Below are 24,172 nucleotides of genomic sequence, written 5' to 3'. Positions count from 1 at the left end.
ATTTGGATAATAAAAAGACGTTTGGTGCTCGACACACCAAACGCCGGCAATAGAACGTTCCCTCAAAGGGGACAGCCTGGCAGACAAAAATAATCCACCCGAGCCGCTAAACTCAAAGGTGGATTATTCTTTTTTGTTAAATGACAAAATCGACACGACTAGACTCGAAAAAGCAATCATCATCATTATACCTTCGAAAGTTGTCAAACAGCATCACCCCCCTTTTTTAGCGGGATGTGCTGACCACCCTTGAGAAACGATTCTATTGTTCTCTTAATAGTACCATATAAAATATCCTAATAATTCCTGTCATTGACTTATTTTTATAGCTGAGTAAATTGGATCACCCCCCCTTTCATTCTCTCTTTTTTATCCATCCTACATCTGTCCTGAGCAGTTTCCTTTTGTAACTTACTAATCAATCGTATAATGTTTCCTGTACCCGTTTTAAGTAAGATCATAAGGAGGAATTTATAAATGACAACATTTTTAGAACCCTATACATTTAAAAATGGAGCTACTCTTAAAAATCGTATTATGATGGCTCCAATGACAAACTTTGCTTCAAAAGATAACGGAGAAGTGTCACCAGAAGAGCTTATGTACTACAAGGAGCGTTCCGGCGGTGCCGGCGCCGTTATTACTGCATGCGCCAATGTAACTGAAGACGGTAAAGGTTTTCATGGTGAGATCGGTGTTGAGCGTGATGAACTGATTGACGGGCTGGCCACTCTTGCCAAAACCATCCAGGGTAAAGGGGCGAAAGCAATTTTACAAATCTATCATGGCGGACGAATGGCACCTCCTGAACTCGTACCGGATAATCAAACAGTAAGTGCAAGTGCTGTTGCTCCAGTTCGGGATGGAGCTGCGACACCGCGTGCGCTGACCTCCCAAGAGGTTGAAGACATTATTGCAGCATTTGGCGAAGCTACACGCCGTGCAATTGATGCCGGCTTTGACGGAGTAGAAATACATGGGGCAAACACTTATCTACTGCAGCAATTTTTCTCACCTCATTCCAATCGCCGGGATGATAAATGGGGCGGCACACTGGAAAAAAGAATGGCTTTTCCAATGGCGGTTTTAAAGGAAGTATTGAAGACAGCAGATGAAAAAGCGGATCCATCCTTCATCGTTGGTTATCGGATTTCTCCAGAAGAGGTAGAGAATCCTGGCATTACAATGGAAGATACACTTGCGTTAGTTGATAAACTGGTAAATGAAGAGCTGGACTATCTTCATGTATCGGTTATGGACTTTCACGCAGGATCGATGCGTGACAAAGAAGATAAAGCATCTCGTGTTCAAATCATTCAGGATCGTGTCGGGGATATAATCCCTGTAGTCGGCGTCGGATCATTGCACACACCAGAAGACGTGGAAAAAGCGATGGAAGGCGGCGTTCCTCTCATCTCCCTTGGCCGCGAACTTATTATGGAGCCGCAATGGGTTGAAAAAGCAGCAAATGGCGAGGCGAAAAACATCCGTACAGACCTGTCTGTAAATGACCGCGAAGAGCTTGTAGTTCCCGAACAGCTTTGGCAGGCCATCATCAATACGCCTGGCTGGTTCCCTGTCCGCGAACACGCTGAAAAAAAATAAGAATATCATAAAGCCCTGCGCCCTCCGTGTTTTCGGAGAGAGCGCAGGGCTTTTTTTAGAAAATCTTCTGTTGATTTTGATCATCCGTGATCATTTGCACAGCTTCTCTGAATCGCTGGGAATGGATGATTTCTCTTTCACGCAGAAAGCGCAGCCCATCATTGAGATCGGGATCATCGGATTGATCGATAATCCATTGATAGGTCGCACGGGCTTTTTCTTCGGCAGCAATGTCCTCATACAAATCAGCAATAGGGTCACCCTTTGCCTGGATATACGTCGCGGTAAACGGAACACCTGCAGCATTATTATAAAACAGCGCACTGTCATGGCTTACGTAATGCTCAGCAAGCCCTGCATCTCGCAGCTGCTGCGGGGTCGCATCTTTTGTCAGTTTATAAATCATGGTAGCTATCATCTCTAAATGAGCAAACTCCTCTGTACCGATGTCCGTTAGCAGGCCAATCACTTTATCAGGTATTGTATACCGTTGATTTAAATACCGAAGTGCAGCAGCCAGCTCACCGTCAGCTCCGCCATATTGTTCCATCAGATATTTTGCCAATGTCGGGTTGCATGTACTTACTTTAACCGGATACATCAGCTTTTTTTCATAAGCCCACATTCAAGCATCACCTCCTGTTAATTTATACTTGCCAGGGCCAGGGCTGAGTGCTCCATTCCCACTCCTGCTTGTTTTTAACGGCAGTGCCAAACTGCAAAGGTCCAAATAAAGCCTCAAACTGGGTTTTTAACTGTTTACTGTACTGTGCATATTGATTGTATTGCTGAATTGCCTGGGAATCGTTCGGATGGGTATCCAGATACAAGACCAACTCATAAACAACAAAATCCACCGCCTGAATTTCTTCAAGCTGCTGATAGTATTCTTTAGGAAGCGACTTCATCAGCGCCATAACCTCCCTCTTATTTTTTATAAGGACTCTCATAAAAATCATAGAAAGGTTTCCAGAGCGTTCCTTTTTTCAGCGCTTCAATGGGTGAAAATTGAGGGAAATCAGGTGGTTGAAATCCGATAAATAAGTTAGGAGGTGTCACAAAGGTTCTCTTCCCCAAAGGCGGACATGGATCAAACCTTCCCCTGAAGGGCACAAAAGATCTTCTAAACGGATTGCTTTCCTGTGTCATTCCTATCACCTCACATTTGAGTGTACCTATAGAATATATTCAGCATCTGCAGAAGTAGTCGTGTAAATGGCAAACAAAAAGAACATACCTGAGAGATGGCATGCTCTTCATTTTAATCTTCTATTCTTTTAACTTTTAATTACGGACAATTGATTCATCCTGCTTTTTTAATAAATCAACGTTTGCTTTTGTATCCACGATTGTTTTTTGGACAATTTGCCGGTATACATTTACCAGCTCCTGAATCTCTTGCTCCCTTGTTTCCCATGCTTTTGTGAATGCAAGCTGATTATCACCCAGGGATGATACCGGGGGGACAGTCAATGTCACATCAGCCAGAGCGCTCTCCACATTATTAAGGGCCTGGATCACAGCGGTATGCTGAAGTTTGATTACAACCATGATGAAATCCCCTTCCTGAGATCGCTTAACTTATCCTGCGCAGCATCGAGCGCATCTTCCCCTCTGCTGATAAGATCGCCAGCCTCGTCAGCAATGGAGCTGAGGCCTGATAAAAAACCCTTTCTAATTTCAAGCGCTGTAATCTTTGAATCAATTAAATTAATATATCCTTCAAACTCATAGAGAAAAATGGTTTTTAACTTTTCATTTGCAGTGGATCGATCTTCCTCAAACGCCTCACCTCTGGTCCCTCTCCATGAAGCCCCGAGTTCCGGTTCCAAAATAGACCGGCTCTCTTGAAGGCCCATTTCCTGCTCCGTTAAAATGCGCTGTTTCGCTGTTTTCAGCCTTTCTATATCCTGAGCGACATTTGCGCTTTGAGAAGATAAACCAGCCGTTAATGAAGATAACTCGCCGGACAAACTCATAAGAAATTCCTCCTTATCAACAGACTCTCCCGATTTTTGAATTCTATCTTTTTAGTTTAATAGTGGAAGTTATATACAGGCAATCCACATCGTGAGTAATCAGAAAAAATGAGTACTATTACCCACAAAATAAGCAGCCCTTTGCTTTCGATGGCTGCTTGTTTTACCAAATCATTAAATTACGTTCTATGCCTGTTCTATAACATTTGGATCCATATACATGACTTCCCACAGATGGCCGTCCAGATCCTGAAAGCTCCAGCCATACATAAAACCGTGATCCAGCTTTTCATTAGAATAAGCCCCGCCAGCGTTCAAGGCTTTATTAACAAGCTCATCAACCTGCTCGCGGCTTTCAGCAGAGATCGCAATGATTGCTTCTGTATTCGATTGAGCATTTGCCAATTCCTTTTTCGTAAACGTTTTAAAATAATCTTCCACTAACAGCATCACATAAATATTCTTGCCAACGATCATACAAGTTGCGTTTTCATTCGTAAACTGAGGGTTAAAATCAAATCCGACTTCCCTAAAAAATTCAATTGATTTATCCAGGTTCTTGACCGGCAGATTGACAAAAATATTATCTACTAGAAGCGCCATATAAATCACCCTTTTCAAGTTTTTAACCACCACTAAAGATTCTCTGCCCGCTTGTAAACTCCTGCTGATCTATAAATTATTTTAATATTCCTTTACCGCTATGGATTTTGTGTCTCTAACCAAGTTTGCTTTTCTCATATCCATGGAGCCATTATCAAACAGCAAAAAGCCCGGAGTAAGAACCGGGCTTTTCCAATAAATATTATTGAAATAATGCTTCTACAGAAGCGTCTGGAAGTGCATTTTTACCACCAATAATATAATATGACTGAGCTTTATCTCCGTATTTGGCAATCACATCTTTAGTCGTTTTTTGAGCCGTTTTCGGATGTGTTAAGACCATCGGATTCCCTTCAGCCGCTGCTAAAGCTGACCCTGATAATGCATCTGGATAATTTGATCCAGTAGCAAGGAATGGCGTTTCCATATTCAGGTCCTTAGCAAAATAATTTATAATGCTGCTGTTTGTTTCGTAACGGGTTGCTCCGCTGAGTCGTTTGTTATTCGGGAAATTCTTTGCCGTCTGATTTGTAATAACGGACGATCCGCCAATTACAAATGATTGTTTGAATTTTGCTGATTTAACATATTGAATAACTGAAGCCGGTGCAGAGCTTTTCTTTGTTAAAAGAATTGGCATATCAAGACTTGCTGCTACAGGAGCAATAGAAAGTGCATCTGCAAAGCTTTCACCGGTAGCTACGACAACTTTATCAGAAGCACCAAGCTGTTTTGCAATATTTACAGATGTTTCATAACGATCCTTGCCGCTGATTCTTGATATATCAGTTATTCCCAATGCTTTAATTTCCTTTTCAACATTAGTTGAAATAACAGAGTTACCGCCAATCACAACTACCTTTTTAGCTTTTAATCTTTTAATCTCATCTTTAACTGCTTTTGGCAGTGAGCTGCTGCTTGTCAGTAAGAGCGGTGCATTATGTTTAGAAGCGAGCGGTGTTGCACTCAATGCATCCGGGTAATTTCGTCCGGTTGCCAAAACAATTGTATCGGACTTATCCCAGCCCTCTTTTGAAACATTTACTGCTGTTTCATAACGGTCAGTACCACTTATACGCTCTAATAAAGCTCCTTTTTGATCAAGGTAGCTTACAGCACTGAACGCATCCAGTCTGCCCCAGCCGGAGACTTGATCGTAGCCCGGTGCTAGCTCTTCAACTGGATAAGGATATTCTTCCTCAGGAAAGTCTTCATTATAATCATCATAAGGGTTATCCTGCTCATCAAACGCAACATCGTAAGCTGTTTTCGTTAAGATACTTTCAATTTGTGCTGGCTTTAAATTTTTATTATGTGATAAAAGAAGTCCAGCTACAGCCGCCACATGAGGGGTCGCCATAGATGTCCCGGACATATATGTGACATTGCCATCCGGCATTAAGCTCGGAATATCGGAACCTGGTGCAACAAGGTCCAGACCTTTGCCGTAGTTGGAATAATCAGCCACGATATCAAGACGGTTCGTTGAGCCGACAGCAATCGCATATTTAGAAGACCCCGGATAAGATACTTCTTCAAAACCATCATTACCTGACGCCGCTACTACCGTAACATTGTGATCGTGAGCATATTTCATTGCCACTTCAAGAACGCGGCTGTATGGTCCGCCAAGGCTGAGGTTAATCACCTCGGCACCATTGTCCACGGCGTATTTGATACCGTAAGCAATCTGTTCTGTATCGCCGCCACCAGCAGAATCAAGTACTTTAACCGGTAGAATGGTTGCGTGTTCGTTGATTCCGGTCATGGAATAATTATTATTTGCTGCAGCTGCAATGATACCGGAAACATGTGTCCCATGACCGTGATCATCCATAGCATCTGTGTTTCTGCCAATAAAATTGTATCCTGCCTCAACATCTACATTGCCGTTCAGATCAGCGAGTGTATGGTCAACACCCGTGTCCAGGACAGCAATAACCGTATCATCTAACTTTTTATCTTTTATTAAATCTTTAAGCTCTGTATATTGAATATCCGCATCAGCAGTACCATGATTATCGCCTTTATTTTCTAAAGACCATTGATATGGGTACTGAGAATCATCTGAAAAAGCCTGATACTGCTGAACTGGTTCAACAAATTCAACTTCCGGAAGCTTAGCCAGCTGATTTGTTGCAGCCTTTAACGATTTAGCAGTGGCTGAAAAATCAGAAGAACCCTCAACTTCCATTACAAACATATTAGGGAAAATAGCTTCGCTTTCTTCCATTGGTTCAACTGATTGAACGCCGTATGTTTTTGTTTTTGATTGGATAGAGCTTAATTTCTCACCGTCTTTTAATTTAACAATCACCCGGTTTTCGTTACTTGCTTTTGGCGCACCATATCCGCCTTTTGCAAGAATAGAAGAAACGGTTTGATTTGTTAAGTTGGAAATGTCGATGCTTTTACCTGTCTTTTCAATTTGCTGCTTTAAAAATTCAGGAACAGAATCTTTAGCTGCTGCATACAAATTGTTGATGGCTTTTTGATCTTCTTTTGTCACTTTATATGAACTTGAACTTCCTTTTGCTGCAATATCAGCAAATAGACTTTTTAACTGAACAAGATCATTATAAACATTATCTCTTAATGATTTGCTGAAAATCATTTTTGTGCTGATGAATGGAGCAGCTTTGTAGTACATGGCTGACAATTCTTTACCATTATCTGATTTTGCCAGAACATCCTCACGAACAGTGCGCAGATCTGCTAGAATGTTTTTTCCATGTTCTCTTTGCTCAGTGCTCAGTTCAACCGGACACTCTTCTCCCAAAGCCTGCTCTGATGGAGGCAATGTAACGCCTTCATAGCCGATGGTATAAGATGTATCGAGTTCAAGCTCCGGCGCTTCTTCCACGTACTCTCCACCCAAGAATTCAACCTTTATGTAATAAGGACCGACCCATGCTACCGGAAAATCAATAACAGCAGGTTCATTCGCATATGAATAGTTCATGTACCGTTCAAATGCAAGATTATCGACTGCGTTTTCCAAACTGGAGTAAACCGTAATATTCAACTCCTGTTCAGATTGCAGATTGATGCGAATATGCGTAAAATCTTCTACTTCACTATCAGTTGGATCAATTTTATACCAGTGAACCTGTTCAGATGATTCAAAAAGTCCTTCAACAGGCTCTGCCCCTGTTAAAGTTTTTTCATCTTCAGGCACCATGACAGCTGCGTTGGCGGCTTGAGCGGGTAACTGGCTGAAAAACAGCGCAAAAACAAGGACGACAGCGATTAAACTACTAACCTTACTTCTTTTCATTTAAACCCTCCATTACATAATATTTACATTTCCCTATCCATTAAATCATAAAAAGATCGGCAAAGGCAAATCATTCTATTAAAATATTGGGAAAAATAAATCCTATTGACCTATTAAATTATAATCATTCTAATAAGCCTCTTTACCTACCTTTTACTGCATGTTCCAATTTAATCATTTAATTAAACGTTCGTTTAATAGCTTGATAAATATGTTGTGCACCAAAAACCCCGCTATAGCCATCCTATAACGGGGTTCATTCATTATTCTTTTTGATCGGTAATAAGCATATGGCCAGGAGCGTGAGTAATCATAATCTCAGGCTTTACCTTTAGACCTACAAACTGCGGAGTGACTCCGCATGCCCAGAAAACGGGTATTCGCTCCTCATTGTCAAAAGGCGTAAATTCGCCATAATCCGGATGATTGATATTCTGAATGCCAATTTCAGCAGGATCCCCAATATGGATGGGCGCCCCGTGTGCAAGCGGGAATTGCGATGTGATCGCTATCGTTTCATCAAGCTCTTCTTTTCTAATAGCTCTCATGCTCACTACCATCTCACCTTCAAAGCCGCCTGCACGCTCACAGGCAATATTCGTCTGATACATAGGCACAACCTTGTCCATTTCCTGATGCAGCAAGCTGACTCCAGCTTCTACAAGCGCTCTTTCAAAAGTAAAGCTGCAGCCGAGCAGAAATGTAACAAAATCATCCTGCCAGTATCCTTTTAGATCAAGTGCTTCCTGCTCTAATATTCCATCCTTATAGATTCGGTACTTAGGCAGGTCGGTACGAATATCAGCATCTGCAATGCTTGGATTCACCTGACCCGCTTCAAGCACATCCACAACCGGGCAAGGCTTTGGGTTACGCTGGCAAAATAACAGGAAATCAAACGCATATCGGGAAGGCAGAGTAATCATATTTGCTTGCAGGTAGCCATCGCAGACTCCCGATGTTGTAGCGCTGTCCAGATTTTCCCGATAGATTTGGCGTTGTGCGTGAGGGGTTTGCATAATAACATCTCCTTTTGGTTAGTCAATCGATTAAATAGAGTTTGGTTTCATTATATAGAAAATAGCCGGTCCGGACCAATGACAAGAAATTCCTCTCACTCCCCCTGAAGCATGCTGCATCAATGAATACTGATATTTTCATAGACTGGGTGCCCTTTTACCTTTCAAGATGCGATATAGGAGGTGAAAGGGGGTGAACAACCATGGCAGAAGTACACGCAACCGATGTTAAATTGCGCCTTGTGTTTCAGGACGGCCTGGACAATGAAGGCTCTCCAATCGTAAAAAGAAAAACCCTGAGCCGTATTCGTCTTGCAGCATCCGCTGATCAGCTATACAACACAGCACAAGCCTTTGCTTCATTAACAAGCTACACCTTCCTGGAGGCAAATCGTGTGGAAACAGCAGACATCCAGCCATTTTAATTCATTAACAGGAGAAAGGAAGTGAGAAAATGAACAAGACATTGGAACTTCAATTCATCACAGAAGAGGGAGCAACCTCAACCCTTTCCATTGAGTCCCCTAAGGAGCCTTTGGACCCGGCAGAGGTGAAGGCTGCCATGGAAAACATCCTTGCACAAGATGCCTTTGTTACACCAACTGGCGGTCTGGTCAGCATAAAAGGAGCTCGTGTGGTGGAACGCGGCATTGAAGAGATCGAATTAGCTCAGTAATAGTATGCCAATATGGAGCGGCCAGCCAATAGCTGGCCGCTTTTTTTGAAAGGAGCAGAACAGCATGGAGCAATGGATAAAACTTATTAGCGAAGTGGGATTTCCGATCATCGTTACACTCTACCTGCTGCATCGGATCGAAGCCAAGCTTGAAGCCGTCATTCAATCCATCCACGGACTGTCTGAAAAGGTAAGATAGCTCATGAACAGCCTGGATACCAGCAAGCATTTAAAATTCCCCGGGAGCTGCCATCTGGCCGCTCCTTTGTTTTATTATTCAAACGTTCCTTTTACCACTGCTTCCCCGTTTTTCACCATCACCTGACCAAGCGCAATAACCGTATCAATTTCATACGTATCCTTGTGAAGCAAAACCAAATCTGCGTCCTTTCCTTCCTCAATTACACCTTTTTGATTCAGCTTTAATATAGCTGCCGGGTTTTTGGTAATGACACGGATCGCATCTTCAATGTCCACCCCTTCTTCTACAATAGCATCCCTTACCTCAGGATAAAGAGAGGTAACTTTTCCGAGCTGCAGCCCCAAAAACTCCCCTTCATCATTAAAGTCAGGTAAGCTCGCCTGTCCGTCTGAGGTAAAAGTGATCAATGATGGATCTACACCTTCTTTCAGCATTCTTTTTAATGCCGTGCTGCATTTAACCTCTCCCTGCTCAAAAAACTTCGGAATAGAACTCGTGGTAAAATCCACGTATCCACCGTTTTTCGCATAACGGATCCCTTCTTTAAATAAATGGGGATTGCGGTTTATATGGGTGGGATAAAATTGTTTGATAGGAATATCCGTTGTTTCAACTACTTTTTCAATCACTTGCAAATGATCCCAGCTGTCGCCGACATGGACGTTGACAATGCCGGCTTTTCCTGACAGCATCCCGCCAATCCGGGCAGCAGAGGCTATTTTCGCCAGTTCTTCAACTGTCGGTTGCGAGGAGCGATGGTCGGCGATAGCAATTTCTCCTGCGCCGATAATGCGATCGATTAAAATAATGTCATCTTCAATCGCACCTGTCAGGGTTTTCACAGGTACTTGATAAGAACCGGTCTGTACATAACAGGTAATGCCCTCCTCCTCAAGTCCCCGGGCTTTTGCCACCAGACTGGCCATTGTTCTTGTCGTACCGTCAGTTCCAATAACCCCCACCAGGGTAGTAACGCCTCCAAGTGTAGCATCTGTCAGCTGTAGTTCCGGTGTCCTTGTTTTATAGCTTCCTTCTCCGCCGCCGCCCATAATATGAACATGCGAATCGATAAATCCTGGAACTACAAGCTTTCCTGTCGCATCAATCACATGGATATCCACAAATCCTTTGGGCTGCTCAATTGAGTCAGCGATAAAACCAATCTTAGAATCCACGATTAAAATATCTTTCTTTCCCAATGGATGAGGAGCATAAATCTCTCCATTTTGGATTAGTGTTAACATAGCCGAATTCCTCTCCCTTGCTGTCGATTAATAAAAGGAAGCAGGGCCACGCCTCTTCCCAGGTCATATCTAAAAATTAATCAGTGTCGCAATAATCATAAAAGCTGTTGCCAGCGCAATAAGCAGCAGCATAAACTTTGTAATAAAACGGGCCCATGTTCCCCATTCAATGCGGGCTGCTCCAAGTGTTCCAAGCAGAGCAGCAGAGGTAGGAACAAAAATATTCGTCAGGCCGTCTCCCAGTTGAAACGCAAGCACGGCTGTCTGACGGGTAACACCAGCAATATCCGCTAGTGGCGCCATCAGCGGCATCGTTAAAGCAGCTTGTCCTGAACCTGATACAACAAAAAAGTTAAAAACTGACTGGAATGCGTACATAAACCAGGCGGACAGCATCTCAGGGTAATCACCAATGACTTGTCCAGCACCATACAGCATCGTATTTAGAACGGAAGGTGCATCCGGGCTGTCGCCGCCCAAAATAATAACAATTCCTTTTGCCATCCCGACAATCAGAGCTGCAGGCAAAAGATCCTTTGCTCCTTCGATAAAGCCGTCAGCGATATCATTAACTGTCATATTATTTAATTTGAATACAACCGCAATCAGACCTGACACTAGTCCAATGGTGAAAAATTGAGAAGCAATTTCAGGAATATAATAGGCATTCTCGATTACTCCCCAGATAATCCAGCCAAGACCAACAATTAAAGTGAGAACCACCAGACTGTGACCCAGGGTGAATTTTGATTGAAGATCCTGTATTTCCGATTCTTTTCTAAAATAAGAATCCGTTTCATAGGATAATGACTTGGCAGGGTTCTTTTTTACACTCGCTGCATAGCGCCAAGTAAAGATAATCCCAACAAGGGTAAAAACTGCCCACATAATAATACGGAATGGCGCACCCGACAGTACCGGTACATCAGATACCCCCTGTGCAATAGCTACACTAAAAGGATTCATCCAGGAGGTGGCGAAACCGACCTGAGTGGCTACATATGTAATCATGACGCCTGTGATGGCGTCATAACCAAGTGCCACCATCAGCGGAACAAGAATAATAGCAAAAGCAATGGCTTCCTCTCCCATTCCGAATACCGCTCCGCCTAAAGAAAACAAAAAGAACAGTACAGGAATGATCAGAATTTCCCTGCCTTTTGTTTTATTGATTACGCTTAAAATCCCCTGCTCAATGGCTTGTGTTTTAAGGATAATACCGAAGGCTCCCCCAATAATCAGGATAAAGGCTACGACCCCGACAGCTGATCCCCATTTATCTCCTGATACAAGACCTTCAAAGACATAGTTTAAAAATCCCGCTTCTCCTCCCGATTCAAACAGCTTTGTTCCTTCACGAACTTCATTTCCATCATCATCAGTGACAATGGAGAAACTGTCAGGAATTAAAACTGTTCGTGTTGATTCTTCACTTCCCTGGTTATATGTAACTTCCTCTGTTTCAAACTGCCCGACCGGCACTAAATATGTAAGTATTGCCGCTAATACAACAACCCCAAAAACAATTACAAAGGTATGAGGAACCTTCCATTCTCTTTTTTTCTTATTCATCGCTTTACCCCCGGAAAAATTTTTGAATATTTAAATCATTTTTATCATTGCACAAAAAAAAGCATTACTCAAGGTGCTGTCTATACAGGTAAATACACTCCTTTTCCCTCATAGCTCATGACAATTAGTTACACTGAATAATCATTCACTATCTTTTTTGACAAAAATGAAGCTCCCCCTTTACTATGCTAATTCTTCAGCACAATAAAGGGAAAGCTTCATTCAACGATTATTCGTCAAAAATCTGTTAATATTTTTTTCATTTCATCTAAAGTACTTACTCATTTAAAACGCCGCTATTGATTTTTCTCTCATGATTCAGCAGCCATTTTTTCCTTGTTAAGCCGCCTGCATAACCCCCGAGGTCTCCATTTAACCGAATAACACGGTGACAGGGAATGATAATAGCCAGCTGGTTGGAGCCATTTGCATTTGCTACCGCACGAAAGGCAGTGGGCTTTCCCAAAGCTGCAGCGATGTCCGCATAGGAACGTGTTTCTCCCGCTGGAATGTCCAGCAGCTCTCCCCATACCCGCAGCTGGAAAGGAGAACCTGTCATGTGAACAGGTGCTGTAAAATGAGTGAGCTCCCCGTTAAAATACCGGGTCAGCTCTTCTTCAATCAGTGCAATTGGCGGGGTGATGCCTGGAATAATCGCCGCTTTCATCTTCAATCGCAGACGTTCCACCTCCCTCTCCAATCCACGCCGGTCAACAAATTCAAGAAGATACAGCCCGTCATCATCGGCAATTGTCAGCATTGGACCAAGCCTCGTGTCAATCCAGGCTGCTTTTAACACCTTGTGTTCGCCGCTGAGTGTTGGCGATGCGCCCATAATGCGTGAAAATGCATCCCTGAAACCGCTGCTGGATTCATACCCTGTGGACAGCTGAGCATCAATAACCGGTTTGCCTTCACGAATATGTTTCATGGCAATTCCCATTCTTCTGGCTCGTGCATACTCCACAAACGTCATCCCAAATCTTTTATTAAACTGACGGCGTGCTGTTGATGCGTCAATTGACAGTTCCCTGAAATCTGCATCCCTCCAGCGTTTTTCGGGGTTTTCTTCCACTGCCTCCACCAGGGTTCGCACAACATCTGAGACATGATTTGGATGCGAAAGCGGCCGGCACCGTTTACACGGGCGAAAGGAGGCCAAAAGTGCTTCTTGCGCAGTTTCAAAAAACTCGCAGTTTTCGTACTTCGGTTTACGGGCAGGGCAGGTTGGCCGGCAAAAAACCCCTGTTGTTTTAACCCCGGCATAAAAAATCCCCTCATATTCACTTTTCTTATTAATTAATGCCTCATAATACTCTCTTTGCAGTTCTGCTGTAATCATATGATAACCCCCATGCTGTTGAAGAAATTCTATGTCATCAGTGTACCCTATCCCTCATTAAACCATCGCCAAAAATCAGGCATTGATTTTTGGTCACGGCTCGATTGATCTGTGTCAGAGAGGTGTTGTTTAATATAGAAGCTTTGTTAAATTCGATTATTGATATTTCCACACTGTTGATTGGAGCTGAAGGTGTGAGGCTCCTGCGGAAGGAAGCGGGAGAGGTGAGCGCCTTCGTGCTGCAATCAACAGTCTGGTTTAACAAAGCCAATATAAAAAGGTCTGAACATGTAGTTCAAACCTTTTCTGATGGTTTACTATTCATTTCCAATGCATCAATATACTGCTTCGCTTCGAGCAATGACAATCCAAATAATTCTCTGGCCCGTTTGACAGCAGCAACCTTTTTACCGTTTTGAATTAAAGCCCGCAATTCCTCATTTTCTTCCGGCTCAGGGATCCCCGCGGCTTCTGCCAACTGTTCAAGACGTTGCTGCATAGCGATTAATCTGGTGTCCATTTGACGAATTCTTGCCTCCATCGACCAGATAAGCGCAATCACAAAACCGACTGTACCGATGACCAGTAAAATTTCACCCATCCACTCAACCTTTCTTCCATATTATACTATTATCTTCTCATTTGACGTCCTAGTATGCAATAAGAAGGGCAGCGGACTACTGTCATAGCTCTATCTTTCATCCTTTGTTGACATTCCAAACAATGACTGCAGATCAAACGGGTTTTTCACCAGATCCTTCAGTGTATAGTCATCCAATACAATAAAGTAGGCTTCCAGTGCTTTGTGAAGGACATGTTTTAAGCCGCAAACAGGCGTAATCACACATTGGTTATTTTCAGGATCAAAGCATTCCACCAAATGAAAGTCCTCTTCTGTTTTGCGAACGATGGCACCGATATTGATTTCTTCCGGCCGCTTCGCCAATCGGATGCCCCCATTTCTTCCCCGGACGGTTTCAATTATGCCCATTTTCCCTAACTCATGTGTAACCTTCATCAAGTGATTTTTTGAGATTTGATAGGCATTGGCTATTTCCTGTATATTAGAGCGTTCCTGCTCTTTTTTTGAGGCTAAGTAGATGAGAACCCGCAGCGAATAGTCTGTATATAGTGTTAGTTTCATTTCACTCACCTTTATTATTTCAGCATTTAGTGCCTGCTGTTGCTTCATTATTCCCATTTACAGCGTGCTGTAATTATACTCTTCTTTTAGCGTGCTGTTCAATTGTGAAGATTTCTTTAAAGATGTATTTCATATATTGCTTTTAGTGAAAACGGGTGTATAGTAAAGATGTAAATAAAATATATCTTTAAAAAACCCTAAGGAGTGGAAGAAATGCTATCACAAAAAACGATTGACATCATTAAATCCACAGCGCCTGTTTTGGAAACAACCGGAACAGAAATAACCACTGTATTTTATCAAATGTTATTTGAAGCACACCCTGAACTATTAAATATTTTTAATCACACAAACCAGACACAAGGAAGACAACAAACTGCTTTGGCCAATGCAGTGTATGCAGCTGCCCAAAATATCGAACATCTTGAAAGGATTCTTCCTGCCGTAGAGAAAATCGCCCACAAGCATCGCAGCCTTGGAGTGAAGCCTGAGCACTATCCGATTGTTGGAGAATATTTATTAAAAGCCATTAAGAATGTTCTTAAAGAAGATGCAACTGATGAAATTATGCAAGCATGGGAAGAAGCTTACGGTGTGATCGCCAATGTATTTATTTCAATAGAAAAAGATATGTATACGAAAGCTGAAACAAAAGTGGACGGCTGGGAAGGCTTTAAGGAATTCATTGTGGTAAAAAAAGTGGAAGAAAGCACGCTTATTACTTCTTTTTACTTACAGCCAAAAGACGGTTCCAAGGTTCCTTCTTTCCTGCCAGGCCAATATATTACGGTCCGGCTGCAAGTTCCCGGTCAAAAATATATATTGAACAGACAATACAGCCTGTCATCTGCCTACACCCCAGAGTATTATCGAATTTCTGTAAAACAGGAAAATGACCAGGAGCCTAATGGGGCTGTGTCTACTCACCTTCACCGTTCTCTTGCTGAGGGCGATACATTGGAAGTAAGTGTGCCAGCTGGAGATTTCTATTGCGATGTCCATGACAGCAAGCCCCTTACTCTTATCAGTGGCGGCGTGGGGGTAACGCCAATGTTTAGCATGCTTGAATCTGTCGCGAAAGAGAACCCATCACGGCCTGTAACCTTCATTCATGCAGCCCGTAACCAGGAGGTTCATGCCTTTTCCAATGATGTAAAAGAAATAATGAAAAAGCTTGAAAACGGAAAAAGCTACCTGATCTATGAAGATGGGAATGAGGGCAGCGATTTTACCGGTTACTTAAACACAAAAATCCTGGACTCAATTGTTGATCATGACAGCCTCTGTTTTATATGCGGACCTGTTCGTTTTATGGAAGCAATTATTCAATCACTTTTAGAAACGGGCATCCCCGCTGAACAAATTCAATATGAATTTTTCGGCCCTGCCATGGCAATCGATACAGATACAAGCGTTAAAAATTAACACAAGCAAGCCGCTGCCCTTCTGAATTATGGGCAGCGGCTTTTGTTTTTGAGTTAGGACTAGATGGAATCAAAATCAAAACTCAAGCGTTCTTTTTCGCCTTTGCAGGAGCTGCACGCTTTTTAGGAGCGGTTTTTTTCTTTTTGGTTTTATCCACAGAGGCTTGAAGTGCAGCCATAAGCTCTGTAACATTTGAAGCTGTAGTCGGCTGTTTGCGTTCGGCCGCTGTAACGGTTTTCTTTCCTGTTTTTTTCTGTTCAATGAGTTCCATTAGGGCTGTACGGTAATCGTCCGTATATTTTTCCGGTTCAAACGTAGTCGTTAATTGGTCAATCAGCAAAAGAGCTGTATCCAGTTCTTTTTTGACTACATTAGCATCTTCAGGAACGTTTGGAACATCCTTTGAACTGCGCACTTCATCCGGAAAATGAATGGTTTCCATCACCAGGGTGTCATTATAGACCCGAACGACCGCAAGCTGCTCCTTTGAACGGATAATAATCTTGGCCACTCCAATTTTCCCGGAATCCTCAAGCGCCTTTTTCAGCAGAGAATACGCTTTTGATCCGCCAGTGTCCGGTGCCATAAAATAGCTTTTTTCAAAATAAATCGGATCAATTTCTTCAAGTTTTACAAAGTCGATAATTTCAACTGCCTTATCCTCATTTTCCTTTTTAAGCTTTTCAAGCTCTTCGTCATCGAGCACCACAAATTTATTTTTTGAATACTCATATGCTTTTACAATATCATCATTTTCCACTTCTTTTTCGCACCCTGAACAAACCTTTTTATAATTGATTGGGGCGTGACATTCCTTATGCAGCTGACGCAGTTTAATATCCTTGTTTTCTGTTGCTGTATGAAGCTTTACCGGGATGTTAACCAGGCCAAAGCTAATGCTTCCCTTCCAAACTGTATGCATTTTATCCACCTGCCTGTTTTTATCTTACTATGCAGTAGTTTGGTGTTATTTATGTATGAGAAGCAAAAGAACATCAAAACCTAATGGATAGTCAGTAGAAAGGTGGAATGAGTGTGAAACCCATGCTTTTAACCCCTGCGTCAGATCTTCCACAAGGAAACGAATGGATATATGAAATAAAGTACGATGGTTTCCGCTGCTTAATCCTATGGGAAGAACGGACTCCGAAGCTGATCAGCCGCAATGAAAAACCGCTTAACAAGATGTTTCCTGAAATTGTCCAGTTTTGCGAAGACCTGTATGACGAAATCATACCGCATTTACCGCTGCTGCTTGATGGTGAAATTGTGCATTTGATCAATTCCTACCAAAGTAATTTTTCCGTTGTTCAAACAAGAGGACGAATGAGCAGCAAATCGGTTATCCAGGACCATATGAATAATTTCCCCTGCCATTTTGTAATCTTTGACCTGTTAACGGTCAATGGTGAAAGCCTGATGGAATCAACGCTTTCCAAGCGAAAAGAACAATTAAAAAAACTCTTTAAAGCTTTATCGCTTCCCCTGCAGGTGGACTACCTGGATACGAATAAGTTACAGGCAATCGACCACTTCAAAAAAAGAGACGATGCTTGGAATAAAACAGTTTCCGCCAATGGTGAAGGGATTATTGCCAAAAAGAAAAACAGCAAGTGGCAGATAGGTAAACGAAGCAGCCATTGGTTAAAGCAGAAAAACTGGCGGTATGTCAGTGTATTTTTAACAAGGTGGGATAAAAACAACGGTTATTTTCTTGGAGCAGTATATGATCCGCAGAATTCCGCACTTGAAGTTGTTCATTTCCGGCATGGCCTGACAGCCGAAGAGGAAAAAACATTAATGGAGCTCTTTCAGTCCAGAGGTGAAAAAAAATCTTCTACTGTCTGGGAGCTGCCGCCTTCTATTTGTGTAGATATTGCCTGCATCGATTTTGACGGCAAGCATCTGCGCGAACCACGGTTTCATGCGTTTAATTTCGAAAAAAGTCCGGATGATTGCACGTGGAAATCACTCAATCGCCAGCTGCATCCTCTGCCGGAAAAAGTGGACATCACTCACCCCGATAAACCAGTATGGCCGGCAGTCGGTCTTGATAAAGATGACTATTTGTTGTATTTACAGCTCATTGCGCCGCGGCTGCTGCCTTTTTTAAAAGATCGACTGCTTACCGTAATTCGTTATCCTCATGGGGCAAATGATGAAAGGTTTTATCAAAAAAACTGTCCAGATTACGCGCCTGGTTTTGTCTTGACGAAACAGGTGGAGGATATCCGCTATATTTTATGCAACGATATGGAAACGCTGCTGTGGCTGGGCAATCAACTGGCACTTGAGTTTCATATTCCCTTTCAAACCATTGATACAGCTCGTCCAACCGAAATTGTGTTTGATTTGGATCCGCCTTCAGTTAATGAATTTTCCCTGGCAATAGAAGCGGCTATTCGCATGAAAGCTATTTTTGATCAATTTGGTCTTCATTCGTTTGTAAAAGTCTCCGGAGGAAAAGGACTGCAGGTTTATCTGCCTTTGCCCAAAAATGCGTTTACTTACGAAGAAACCCGGCTGTTTACTTCTTTTGTCTGCACTTTCCTGTGCGAGCAGGAGCCACAGTGGTTCACCACTGAACGTTTGAAAAAGAACCGCGGCAACAAGCTTTATTTGGATTATATTCAGCATGATGAAGGAAAAACCATCATTGCACCTTATTCTCCGAGAGGAAACGAGCAGGGTTTAGTTGCAGTACCGCTGAATTGGGAAGAAATTAACGACTCATTGACTCCGGCCCTTTTCCCCCTGCCTGCTGTGCTGGAACGGATGAAACGCCAGTCAGATCCATTTTCTTCGTTTCGTCAGCAAGCAGACGATCAGCCCTTTGCCGATGTCCTGAGACAATTGCAGGATCTAACCTAAACACATTTTATCAGTCCTGCTCTTTCCAGTATAAGTCCAATAAACCTCTGATGTTATAAGTCGCGAGGATTATTCGGTTAACGTCTTCAATTTGGAGCTGATAGGTCTCCAACTGAGCCTTAAGCCAGTTAAGATCCCTGTTAATATAGGCAAGATTCGTTTTTTGAATCGTCCCGTCAATAATAATGGGGATGGGCATGTAGGTTGGCGTGGAGCTTATATTCATATCACCGGCTTGCAGCGGTCTAGCTTTTTCTGTTGGAATGAAACTGATCTCCCCTGTCTGCTCAAGCGTAGCACGGGCAATATCACTAATATCTGTATACCCCGCAACACGCATTTGAGCAAGAAGCTGTTCGACTTCCACACGTTCTTTCCGAAGACTTTTTACCATTATTTTTCCTTCATCGATTAAAATTGTCTGAGTCGGAGTAATCCACCTTTTAAATAAATTGGTCAGCTCCATATAGCTGTATATGACATACAGCGCGACAAATATAGCCGCGTATCCAAATGCCGTTCCAAGTTTACTTGATGTAATCGGCTCTGCAACCACTGTGCCTAAGACCATCACCATCATTAAATCAATCCCTGACATTTCAGTAGCTGCCTTTTTCCCCATCGCTCTCATGGACAAATACGCAACGACAAAGACAAGGACCGGTTTAAGAAAAAATTCAAATGAAAAGCTCATTTTCAGCACCCCGCAAGTATATGGTGTCGATAGTATGACCATAATTGCAACAATCTATAGTGATGGAAGTCTGAAAACAATACATCGATAAGGCTGGTACAAGGCTTCAGAAAACTCGAAGGTTCGGCCGATTCCACAAAAAAATCCCCGTTCTAAATTAGAACGGGGATTTTCTTACGTCATTATTTCTTTTCTTGTTGTTTGTTGTTTCTTTTTTCTTGTTTCATTTCTTTACCAAATTCAGTTTGGTAATTTTCTTTATTATTTTGGTTATTACGTTGTTGTTGCTGTTGATTTCCATTATTGTTGTCACGTTGTTGTTGGTTTTCATTGTTGTTGTTTTGTTGGTTTGTCATTTTGTCTCACCTCCATAAATGATAATATAACCAATACGGAGATGATTTATTAATTATCGGTGCCTGCCAATAACAAAAATTTGATTTGATGGCAAAGTCTGTGCGCCACAGGCCGCGGGTTTATCGGCTCATAGCCGCACAGACCACGGGTTTATCGCTCTTCTTTTTGAGTTTATCGATCACTTTTTGACTTTTATCGATCACTTTAAGACCGGATATCGATCACTCTTCAACTTTTATCGATCATTCCTCTCCTCTCACGCGATTTATCATACCTATTTTCTCTTTTATCGATCATCTTTTGCTGGATATCGATCCTCTTCACACTTATATCGTTCTGCCACCACACACCAGGGCATAACGGCACAGACCGAGGATTTGTTTCATACAAGATTCAGGTTTTATAAACGAGCTGAATCACCCTTTTTAAGCTTCTGCTATTCTTTTTTCCTGTCCAAAACGTTCACTATTCTTTTCACTTTTCATCAAAGTAAGCAGGTGCTTTTTAAACAAATACATTACCCATAAATGAAACTTCGCCTGCGTGTATTTGTAGATGCCCCATGGAAGTGAAGGCCGATATTCATGGATTGCCACGATGCACTCCTGCGTATTGGGAATTTGCCTAAATTCAATTCTCCCCCTGCTTTTATCATCAACACTTGCAAAAAGTCCTCCTGTTATATAGTAAAGTGCACGGGTTTCACTGCTTCGCTCTTTAGAATAGGTCAGTTCCAGAATTGTTTTTGTTTTAGAAAACAGCCGGATACGGCAATTTTTTTGCTCGTCCACATCAGCCTTCAACATGGGTGAGGCAAGACTAGAAAGCCACTTCATATAAGAAGTGCCGGCCCAATCGGCATTTCTGCCTTCCGGCAATAGAATGCGCTGCACGGAACGCACGTCATTTCCTGCTTTTGATCCCGATCTTGAACCGGAGGATTGACTTTTCTTTTCTTCCTTCTCCGTGGCATCAAGTGCGGATTTTGCTGCTTCTTGAAAAGTGGTTTTCCCATGACTGATTCCCTCAACTGTGTCCTTTGCAACCATCGGATGCTCCAGGCTTTCAATCAGCGGGTACACCATTTCCTTAGGAGCTCCCGTGACAAGCGTTACCCAAAGTCTTGAAAGATTAACGGTTAAAAGAGGAATGTCCACAACTTTGGGTTTTTTGCCCATTGCTTCTGCTGTTTGCTTCATCATTTCTTTATAGGTCATGACTTCCGGTCCCCCCACATCAACTGACCGGTCTTCTACTCTTTTATTGCCCAGGCTGCTGCTAAGTGACTGAATCACGTCTTTCAATGCAATTGGATGCGTTTTTGTCCGCGTCCATTTGGGCAGCAGCATGTACGGCAGCCTTTTCACTAATTTTGCAAGGATCGGAAAAGAAGATCCTTTTGGACCTACGATTAAACCGGCACGGATAGTCGTGACCGGTACACCATAAGAACTAAGCACTTTTTGAACCTCTAAACGGCTCTTTAAATGCCGGGAAAGATTTCCATCATCCTTAGGAACAATACCGCTCAAATAAATAATTTGTTTAATTCCCTGCTTTTTTGCTGCCTGTGCGAAATTATCTGCCAGTATAATATCCATATCTTCGAATTTTGCTTGAGTCAGCTTGGCGGAGGGCTTCATTGAATGGACAAGATAAATTGCATAATCTGCTCCCTCAAGACCTTTTTCTGCGTCTCCAAGGGAATAGAAATCACATGAACGCCAGGTTACATGTTCACTGTTTTGTTTATCATCGCCATTTCTTGAAAGGGCAATTACATCTGCCTGCTTTGTTACCTGGTCGAGTAAATGACTGCCTATATAACCGCTGGCGCCTGTAACTGCTACAACTGGCCGTTTTTGATTTGTCATGTTTCTCAGCTCCAATCCGTTATGTTCTTTCTATACCCTTTTTGCAGAAAGAGGAACAGGTTGGAGCACATTGCACTGCGTTCGTTTCTTTAATTTAAGATCAGATTCACATCTCCAAATTCATGCCAATGATAATTTTCCATAAGAGCTTGCTGATAAGAATCCAGCAGCAAATTTTCAGAAATGAATGCCGTTAGTAAATCCATATGGCTTGCTTCCGGTTCATGCAATCCTGTTAATAAGCAGTCAACAACTTTTAATGAAGATTCCTTTGTAATATAAAGGTCGGTAATCCCGCTCTTCGCCTGCAACTCTCCCTTAGCGGTTACTGCTGATTCAAGCGCCCTTACAACTGTAGTCCCCACAGCTACAACGCGATTTCCTTTCTTTTTTGCCTGCTGAATCATCGCGGCTGTTTCTTCTGGCACAAAGAATTCCTCAGGATGGTTTATAGGTGCCGGCCAGCGATCATCGCCATAGTAGCTTAAGCCTGCATGCAGCTGAACAAAGGCAATTCTTATACCCATTTCCTTGAGCGACTGAAGAAGCTTCCATGAAAAAGCACGGCCTGCTGATGCCATTTCAACCGAACCCGGTACCGATCCGTATACGGTTTGATACATGTCCAACGCCCAGGATGTTTCAATATACTCATAGCGAACCGGCTCTCCTGCTTTGTACAAAAAATCATAAAATTCTGCCCCGTGCACTGAAAATTGCATGCGCATCAGTGGATTTTCACTGCCTGAACCGACTATTTCCCCCTGTATACCTTTGATAAATGAAATAGGACCACCTTTATGACAGTACTCTCCTATTACTAAAACATCCCACTGGTTAGCCTTCACTTTTCTGGAGAGACGAATTTCAAGCTGTTTTTTCCCCTGCTTTCCTTTTAATACAGCTGGAATCGTGCGGCTGTTGTTTAACACCACTACGTCTCCTGCATACAGATAATCTCCCAGCCGGGTAAACAGCGTATGAACAGCTTTGCCTGTAGTTCGATTCACCACCATCATCCTTGCTGAATCCCTTGACAAACCTTTCATTTCCAGAGGAACAGAAGCATGTAAATGAGGTGGGATTTGGAATTCACCCGATACTTTATGCATGGTGCCCACCACTATTCCACTTAAACTCCTGCGCTTCAAAGCGCTTGCCGTTGATGCCATCTGAGGATGGGGATGCAAGATACATAAAAACATCCATATGATCCCCGGGTTGGGCAAGCGGATAATCACAATCTGGCAACGCGGCCTTATGCATTTCAGTGTCCATTTCTCCCGGGTCTACCAGATTCATTCTGACTCCGGTTCCATCCAGTTCATCCGCCCAAGTCTGTGTTAATCCCTCCAATGCAAATTTGGAAATACCATAAGCACCCCATTCTGAATAACCTGTCCTACCAGCTTCTGAGGTTAGATTGATAATTGCACCGCTTCCTTTTTGAAGCATGCCCGGCAGCACTCGCTTCGTGACGAGAAATGGATTAATAATATTTACGGCCAGTACTTTTTCAAAATCAGCATCTGGATAATCTGCCAGCAAGGTTGGGCCAGGTCCGAAAATTGATGCGTTATTGATCAAGCAATCCACATTTCCAACCATCTCTTCTGTAATTGAAACAAACCGGTCCACATCGCTGGCAATTGACACATCTGCTTCTATCGCAATCACTTCTGCCCCGATAGCCTTAATCTCCTCCTCCACTTTCCTCAATGGAGCTATGTTCCGTGCACAAATCGATAGTTTGGCACCTTCCTTTGCAAATTGAATGGCTAATGCCCTTCCAAGTCCTTTAGAAGCGCCTGTTATCATGATCACTTTATCTTTTATCATCTCTTATCTCTCCCCTTCATCTATTTCCTATTCTCAGTGTATGTTATTGACTAAGCAGGAAAATCGGCTGATGAGAATAGATAAGAATCGTAAATTAGGTGGATAAAAAAGCAAGGCTTTAGTCTAAAGATTAATAAGTATTTTGAATATTATGTAATTATTTGTAGAATTACCTTTCTTAGTTTTATATAATTAGTTCCAGCTTCAAGTTATTTATTCAGGAGGAAAACTTTTGAATATAGATAAGGAAAAGAAAAAAAGAATTCAGGAACAATATAGAGACAAAATTTCTCAAAAGCAAAATAAAACCAAGCCTTCCAGACCTAAAAAATCCCATAAAGAAGAGATTTTTTTGTTTATTCTTTTATTCATTGCATTAGTTGTAAATGGTTGTCTTAAAGGATTTTGATTAAATGAGGTTGGGACAAATCTCTCTCAACTCTTCTAAC

General features: G+C 42.4%; 27 protein-coding genes. 7 read left to right on the top strand and 20 right to left on the bottom strand.

Features of this window, described 5'->3' with window-relative positions; genetic code table 11:
- Positions 1-123 precede the first annotated feature (123 nt).
- Entirely contained in the window at positions 124-207 is an 84-nt protein-coding gene (locus E2R51_RS20135; RefSeq protein ID WP_368773685.1) for a putative holin-like toxin, read from the bottom strand.
- Between the two features lie 270 nt (positions 208-477).
- On the opposite strand from E2R51_RS20135, the gene E2R51_RS13245 reads away from it, so the two are divergent.
- Positions 478-1,605, top strand: coding sequence for an NADH-dependent flavin oxidoreductase (locus E2R51_RS13245; protein WP_133377565.1), 1,128 nt, complete (start codon positions 478-480; stop codon positions 1,603-1,605).
- 55 nt (positions 1,606-1,660) lie between these two features.
- Here the strand turns inward: E2R51_RS13245 and E2R51_RS13240 are convergent, their stop codons facing one another.
- The 8 genes from E2R51_RS13240 to E2R51_RS13205 form a co-directional block, all read right to left on the bottom strand.
- On the bottom strand, positions 1,661-2,230 hold the full coding sequence (locus E2R51_RS13240; RefSeq protein WP_133377564.1) for a manganese catalase family protein: 570 nt from the start codon (positions 2,228-2,230) through the stop codon (positions 1,661-1,663).
- A gap of 22 nt (positions 2,231-2,252) precedes the next feature.
- Positions 2,253-2,513: a spore coat protein CotJB gene (locus E2R51_RS13235; protein WP_133377774.1), complete on the bottom strand. Its 261-nt coding sequence runs from the start codon at positions 2,511-2,513 to the stop codon at positions 2,253-2,255.
- Positions 2,514-2,532: 19 nt separating this feature from the next.
- Positions 2,533-2,754, bottom strand: coding sequence for a spore coat associated protein CotJA (locus tag E2R51_RS13230; RefSeq protein WP_133377563.1), 222 nt, complete (start codon positions 2,752-2,754; stop codon positions 2,533-2,535).
- A 135-nt stretch (positions 2,755-2,889) separates the two neighbouring features.
- Entirely contained in the window at positions 2,890-3,156 is a 267-nt protein-coding gene (locus E2R51_RS13225; protein ID WP_240733078.1) for a DUF5344 family protein, read from the bottom strand.
- A complete protein-coding gene (locus tag E2R51_RS13220; protein WP_133377561.1) occupies positions 3,147-3,584 on the bottom strand; it encodes a YwqH-like family protein in 438 nt (145 codons plus the stop codon). The genes E2R51_RS13225 and E2R51_RS13220 overlap by 10 nt, the downstream gene beginning before the upstream one ends.
- 186 nt (positions 3,585-3,770) lie before the next feature.
- Positions 3,771-4,187, bottom strand: coding sequence for a VOC family protein (locus E2R51_RS13215; protein ID WP_133377560.1), 417 nt, complete (start codon positions 4,185-4,187; stop codon positions 3,771-3,773).
- Positions 4,188-4,389: 202 nt separating this feature from the next.
- The gene (locus E2R51_RS13210; protein ID WP_133377559.1) at positions 4,390-7,464 is read right to left on the bottom strand and encodes a cell wall-binding repeat-containing protein; all 3,075 of its coding nucleotides are present in this window, start codon (positions 7,462-7,464) and stop codon (positions 4,390-4,392) included.
- A gap of 263 nt (positions 7,465-7,727) precedes the next feature.
- Entirely contained in the window at positions 7,728-8,483 is a 756-nt protein-coding gene (locus E2R51_RS13205; RefSeq protein WP_133377558.1) for a putative hydro-lyase, read from the bottom strand.
- 203 nt (positions 8,484-8,686) lie between these two features.
- Here E2R51_RS13205 and E2R51_RS13200 point away from each other — a divergent pair, with 203 nt between their 5' ends.
- The 3 genes from E2R51_RS13200 to E2R51_RS13190 all read left to right on the top strand — a co-directional run bounded on the left by E2R51_RS13200 (position 8,687) and on the right by E2R51_RS13190 (position 9,358).
- Positions 8,687-8,908, top strand: a complete 222-nt coding sequence (locus E2R51_RS13200) for a DUF1659 domain-containing protein (protein ID WP_133377557.1) — start codon at positions 8,687-8,689, stop codon at positions 8,906-8,908.
- Positions 8,909-8,937: 29 nt separating this feature from the next.
- Entirely contained in the window at positions 8,938-9,159 is a 222-nt protein-coding gene (locus E2R51_RS13195) for a DUF2922 domain-containing protein (protein ID WP_133377556.1), read from the top strand.
- A 64-nt stretch (positions 9,160-9,223) separates the two neighbouring features.
- The gene (locus E2R51_RS13190) at positions 9,224-9,358 is read left to right on the top strand and encodes a YvrJ family protein (protein WP_133377555.1); all 135 of its coding nucleotides are present in this window, start codon (positions 9,224-9,226) and stop codon (positions 9,356-9,358) included.
- Between the two features lie 74 nt (positions 9,359-9,432).
- On the opposite strand, the gene iadA is transcribed toward E2R51_RS13190, so the two are convergent.
- The 5 genes from iadA to E2R51_RS13165 all read right to left on the bottom strand — a co-directional run bounded on the left by iadA (position 9,433) and on the right by E2R51_RS13165 (position 14,663).
- Complete coding sequence (iadA, locus tag E2R51_RS13185; protein ID WP_133377554.1) at positions 9,433-10,605, bottom strand: beta-aspartyl-peptidase; 1,173 nt, start codon at positions 10,603-10,605, stop codon at positions 9,433-9,435.
- Positions 10,606-10,674: 69 nt separating this feature from the next.
- The gene (gene yfcC, locus E2R51_RS13180) at positions 10,675-12,177 is read right to left on the bottom strand and encodes a putative basic amino acid antiporter YfcC (protein ID WP_133377553.1); all 1,503 of its coding nucleotides are present in this window, start codon (positions 12,175-12,177) and stop codon (positions 10,675-10,677) included.
- A 277-nt stretch (positions 12,178-12,454) separates the two neighbouring features.
- The gene (locus E2R51_RS13175; protein WP_133377552.1) at positions 12,455-13,519 is read right to left on the bottom strand and encodes a bifunctional transcriptional activator/DNA repair enzyme AdaA; all 1,065 of its coding nucleotides are present in this window, start codon (positions 13,517-13,519) and stop codon (positions 12,455-12,457) included.
- Between the two features lie 295 nt (positions 13,520-13,814).
- Entirely contained in the window at positions 13,815-14,120 is a 306-nt protein-coding gene (locus E2R51_RS13170; protein ID WP_133377551.1) for a hypothetical protein, read from the bottom strand.
- A gap of 90 nt (positions 14,121-14,210) precedes the next feature.
- A complete protein-coding gene (locus E2R51_RS13165) occupies positions 14,211-14,663 on the bottom strand; it encodes an RrF2 family transcriptional regulator (RefSeq protein ID WP_133377550.1) in 453 nt (150 codons plus the stop codon).
- 213 nt (positions 14,664-14,876) lie between these two features.
- On the opposite strand from E2R51_RS13165, the gene hmpA reads away from it, so the two are divergent.
- A complete protein-coding gene (hmpA, locus tag E2R51_RS13160) occupies positions 14,877-16,088 on the top strand; it encodes an NO-inducible flavohemoprotein (RefSeq protein ID WP_133377549.1) in 1,212 nt (403 codons plus the stop codon).
- A gap of 82 nt (positions 16,089-16,170) precedes the next feature.
- On the opposite strand, the gene ku is transcribed toward hmpA, so the two are convergent.
- A complete protein-coding gene (ku, locus tag E2R51_RS13155; RefSeq protein ID WP_133377548.1) occupies positions 16,171-17,010 on the bottom strand; it encodes a non-homologous end joining protein Ku in 840 nt (279 codons plus the stop codon).
- 113 nt (positions 17,011-17,123) lie between these two features.
- Here ku and E2R51_RS13150 point away from each other — a divergent pair, with 113 nt between their 5' ends.
- Positions 17,124-18,959, top strand: coding sequence for a DNA ligase D (locus E2R51_RS13150; RefSeq protein WP_133377547.1), 1,836 nt, complete (start codon positions 17,124-17,126; stop codon positions 18,957-18,959).
- Positions 18,960-18,969: 10 nt separating this feature from the next.
- Here the strand turns inward: E2R51_RS13150 and E2R51_RS13145 are convergent, their stop codons facing one another.
- The 5 genes from E2R51_RS13145 to E2R51_RS13130 form a co-directional block, all read right to left on the bottom strand.
- A complete protein-coding gene (locus E2R51_RS13145) occupies positions 18,970-19,653 on the bottom strand; it encodes a DUF421 domain-containing protein (RefSeq protein ID WP_165967224.1) in 684 nt (227 codons plus the stop codon).
- A gap of 182 nt (positions 19,654-19,835) precedes the next feature.
- The gene (locus E2R51_RS19850) at positions 19,836-20,009 is read right to left on the bottom strand and encodes a hypothetical protein (RefSeq protein ID WP_165967223.1); all 174 of its coding nucleotides are present in this window, start codon (positions 20,007-20,009) and stop codon (positions 19,836-19,838) included.
- Positions 20,010-20,435: 426 nt separating this feature from the next.
- Positions 20,436-21,884, bottom strand: coding sequence for an NAD(P)H-binding protein (locus tag E2R51_RS13140; RefSeq protein WP_133377545.1), 1,449 nt, complete (start codon positions 21,882-21,884; stop codon positions 20,436-20,438).
- Positions 21,885-21,973: 89 nt separating this feature from the next.
- A complete protein-coding gene (locus E2R51_RS13135) occupies positions 21,974-22,996 on the bottom strand; it encodes an S-adenosylmethionine:tRNA ribosyltransferase-isomerase (RefSeq protein ID WP_133377544.1) in 1,023 nt (340 codons plus the stop codon).
- Positions 22,989-23,723 (bottom strand): SDR family NAD(P)-dependent oxidoreductase, encoded by a 735-nt coding sequence (locus E2R51_RS13130; RefSeq protein ID WP_133377543.1) that lies wholly within the window; start codon positions 23,721-23,723, stop codon positions 22,989-22,991. Before E2R51_RS13130 ends, E2R51_RS13135 begins: the two co-directional genes overlap by 8 nt.
- 232 nt (positions 23,724-23,955) lie before the next feature.
- On the opposite strand from E2R51_RS13130, the gene E2R51_RS19845 reads away from it, so the two are divergent.
- Positions 23,956-24,132 carry a hypothetical protein gene (locus E2R51_RS19845; RefSeq protein WP_165967222.1) on the top strand — a complete coding sequence of 59 codons (177 nt, stop codon included), beginning with the start codon at positions 23,956-23,958 and terminating at the stop codon, positions 24,130-24,132.
- The last annotated feature ends 40 nt before the right edge of the window (positions 24,133-24,172 follow it).

Source organism: Jeotgalibacillus sp. S-D1, assembly GCF_004358665.1.
Classification (GTDB): Bacteria; Bacillota; Bacilli; order Bacillales; family Jeotgalibacillaceae; genus Jeotgalibacillus.
The sequence above is the reverse complement of the archived record's forward strand: the minus strand, read 5'-3'. Positions and strand labels throughout refer to the sequence as shown.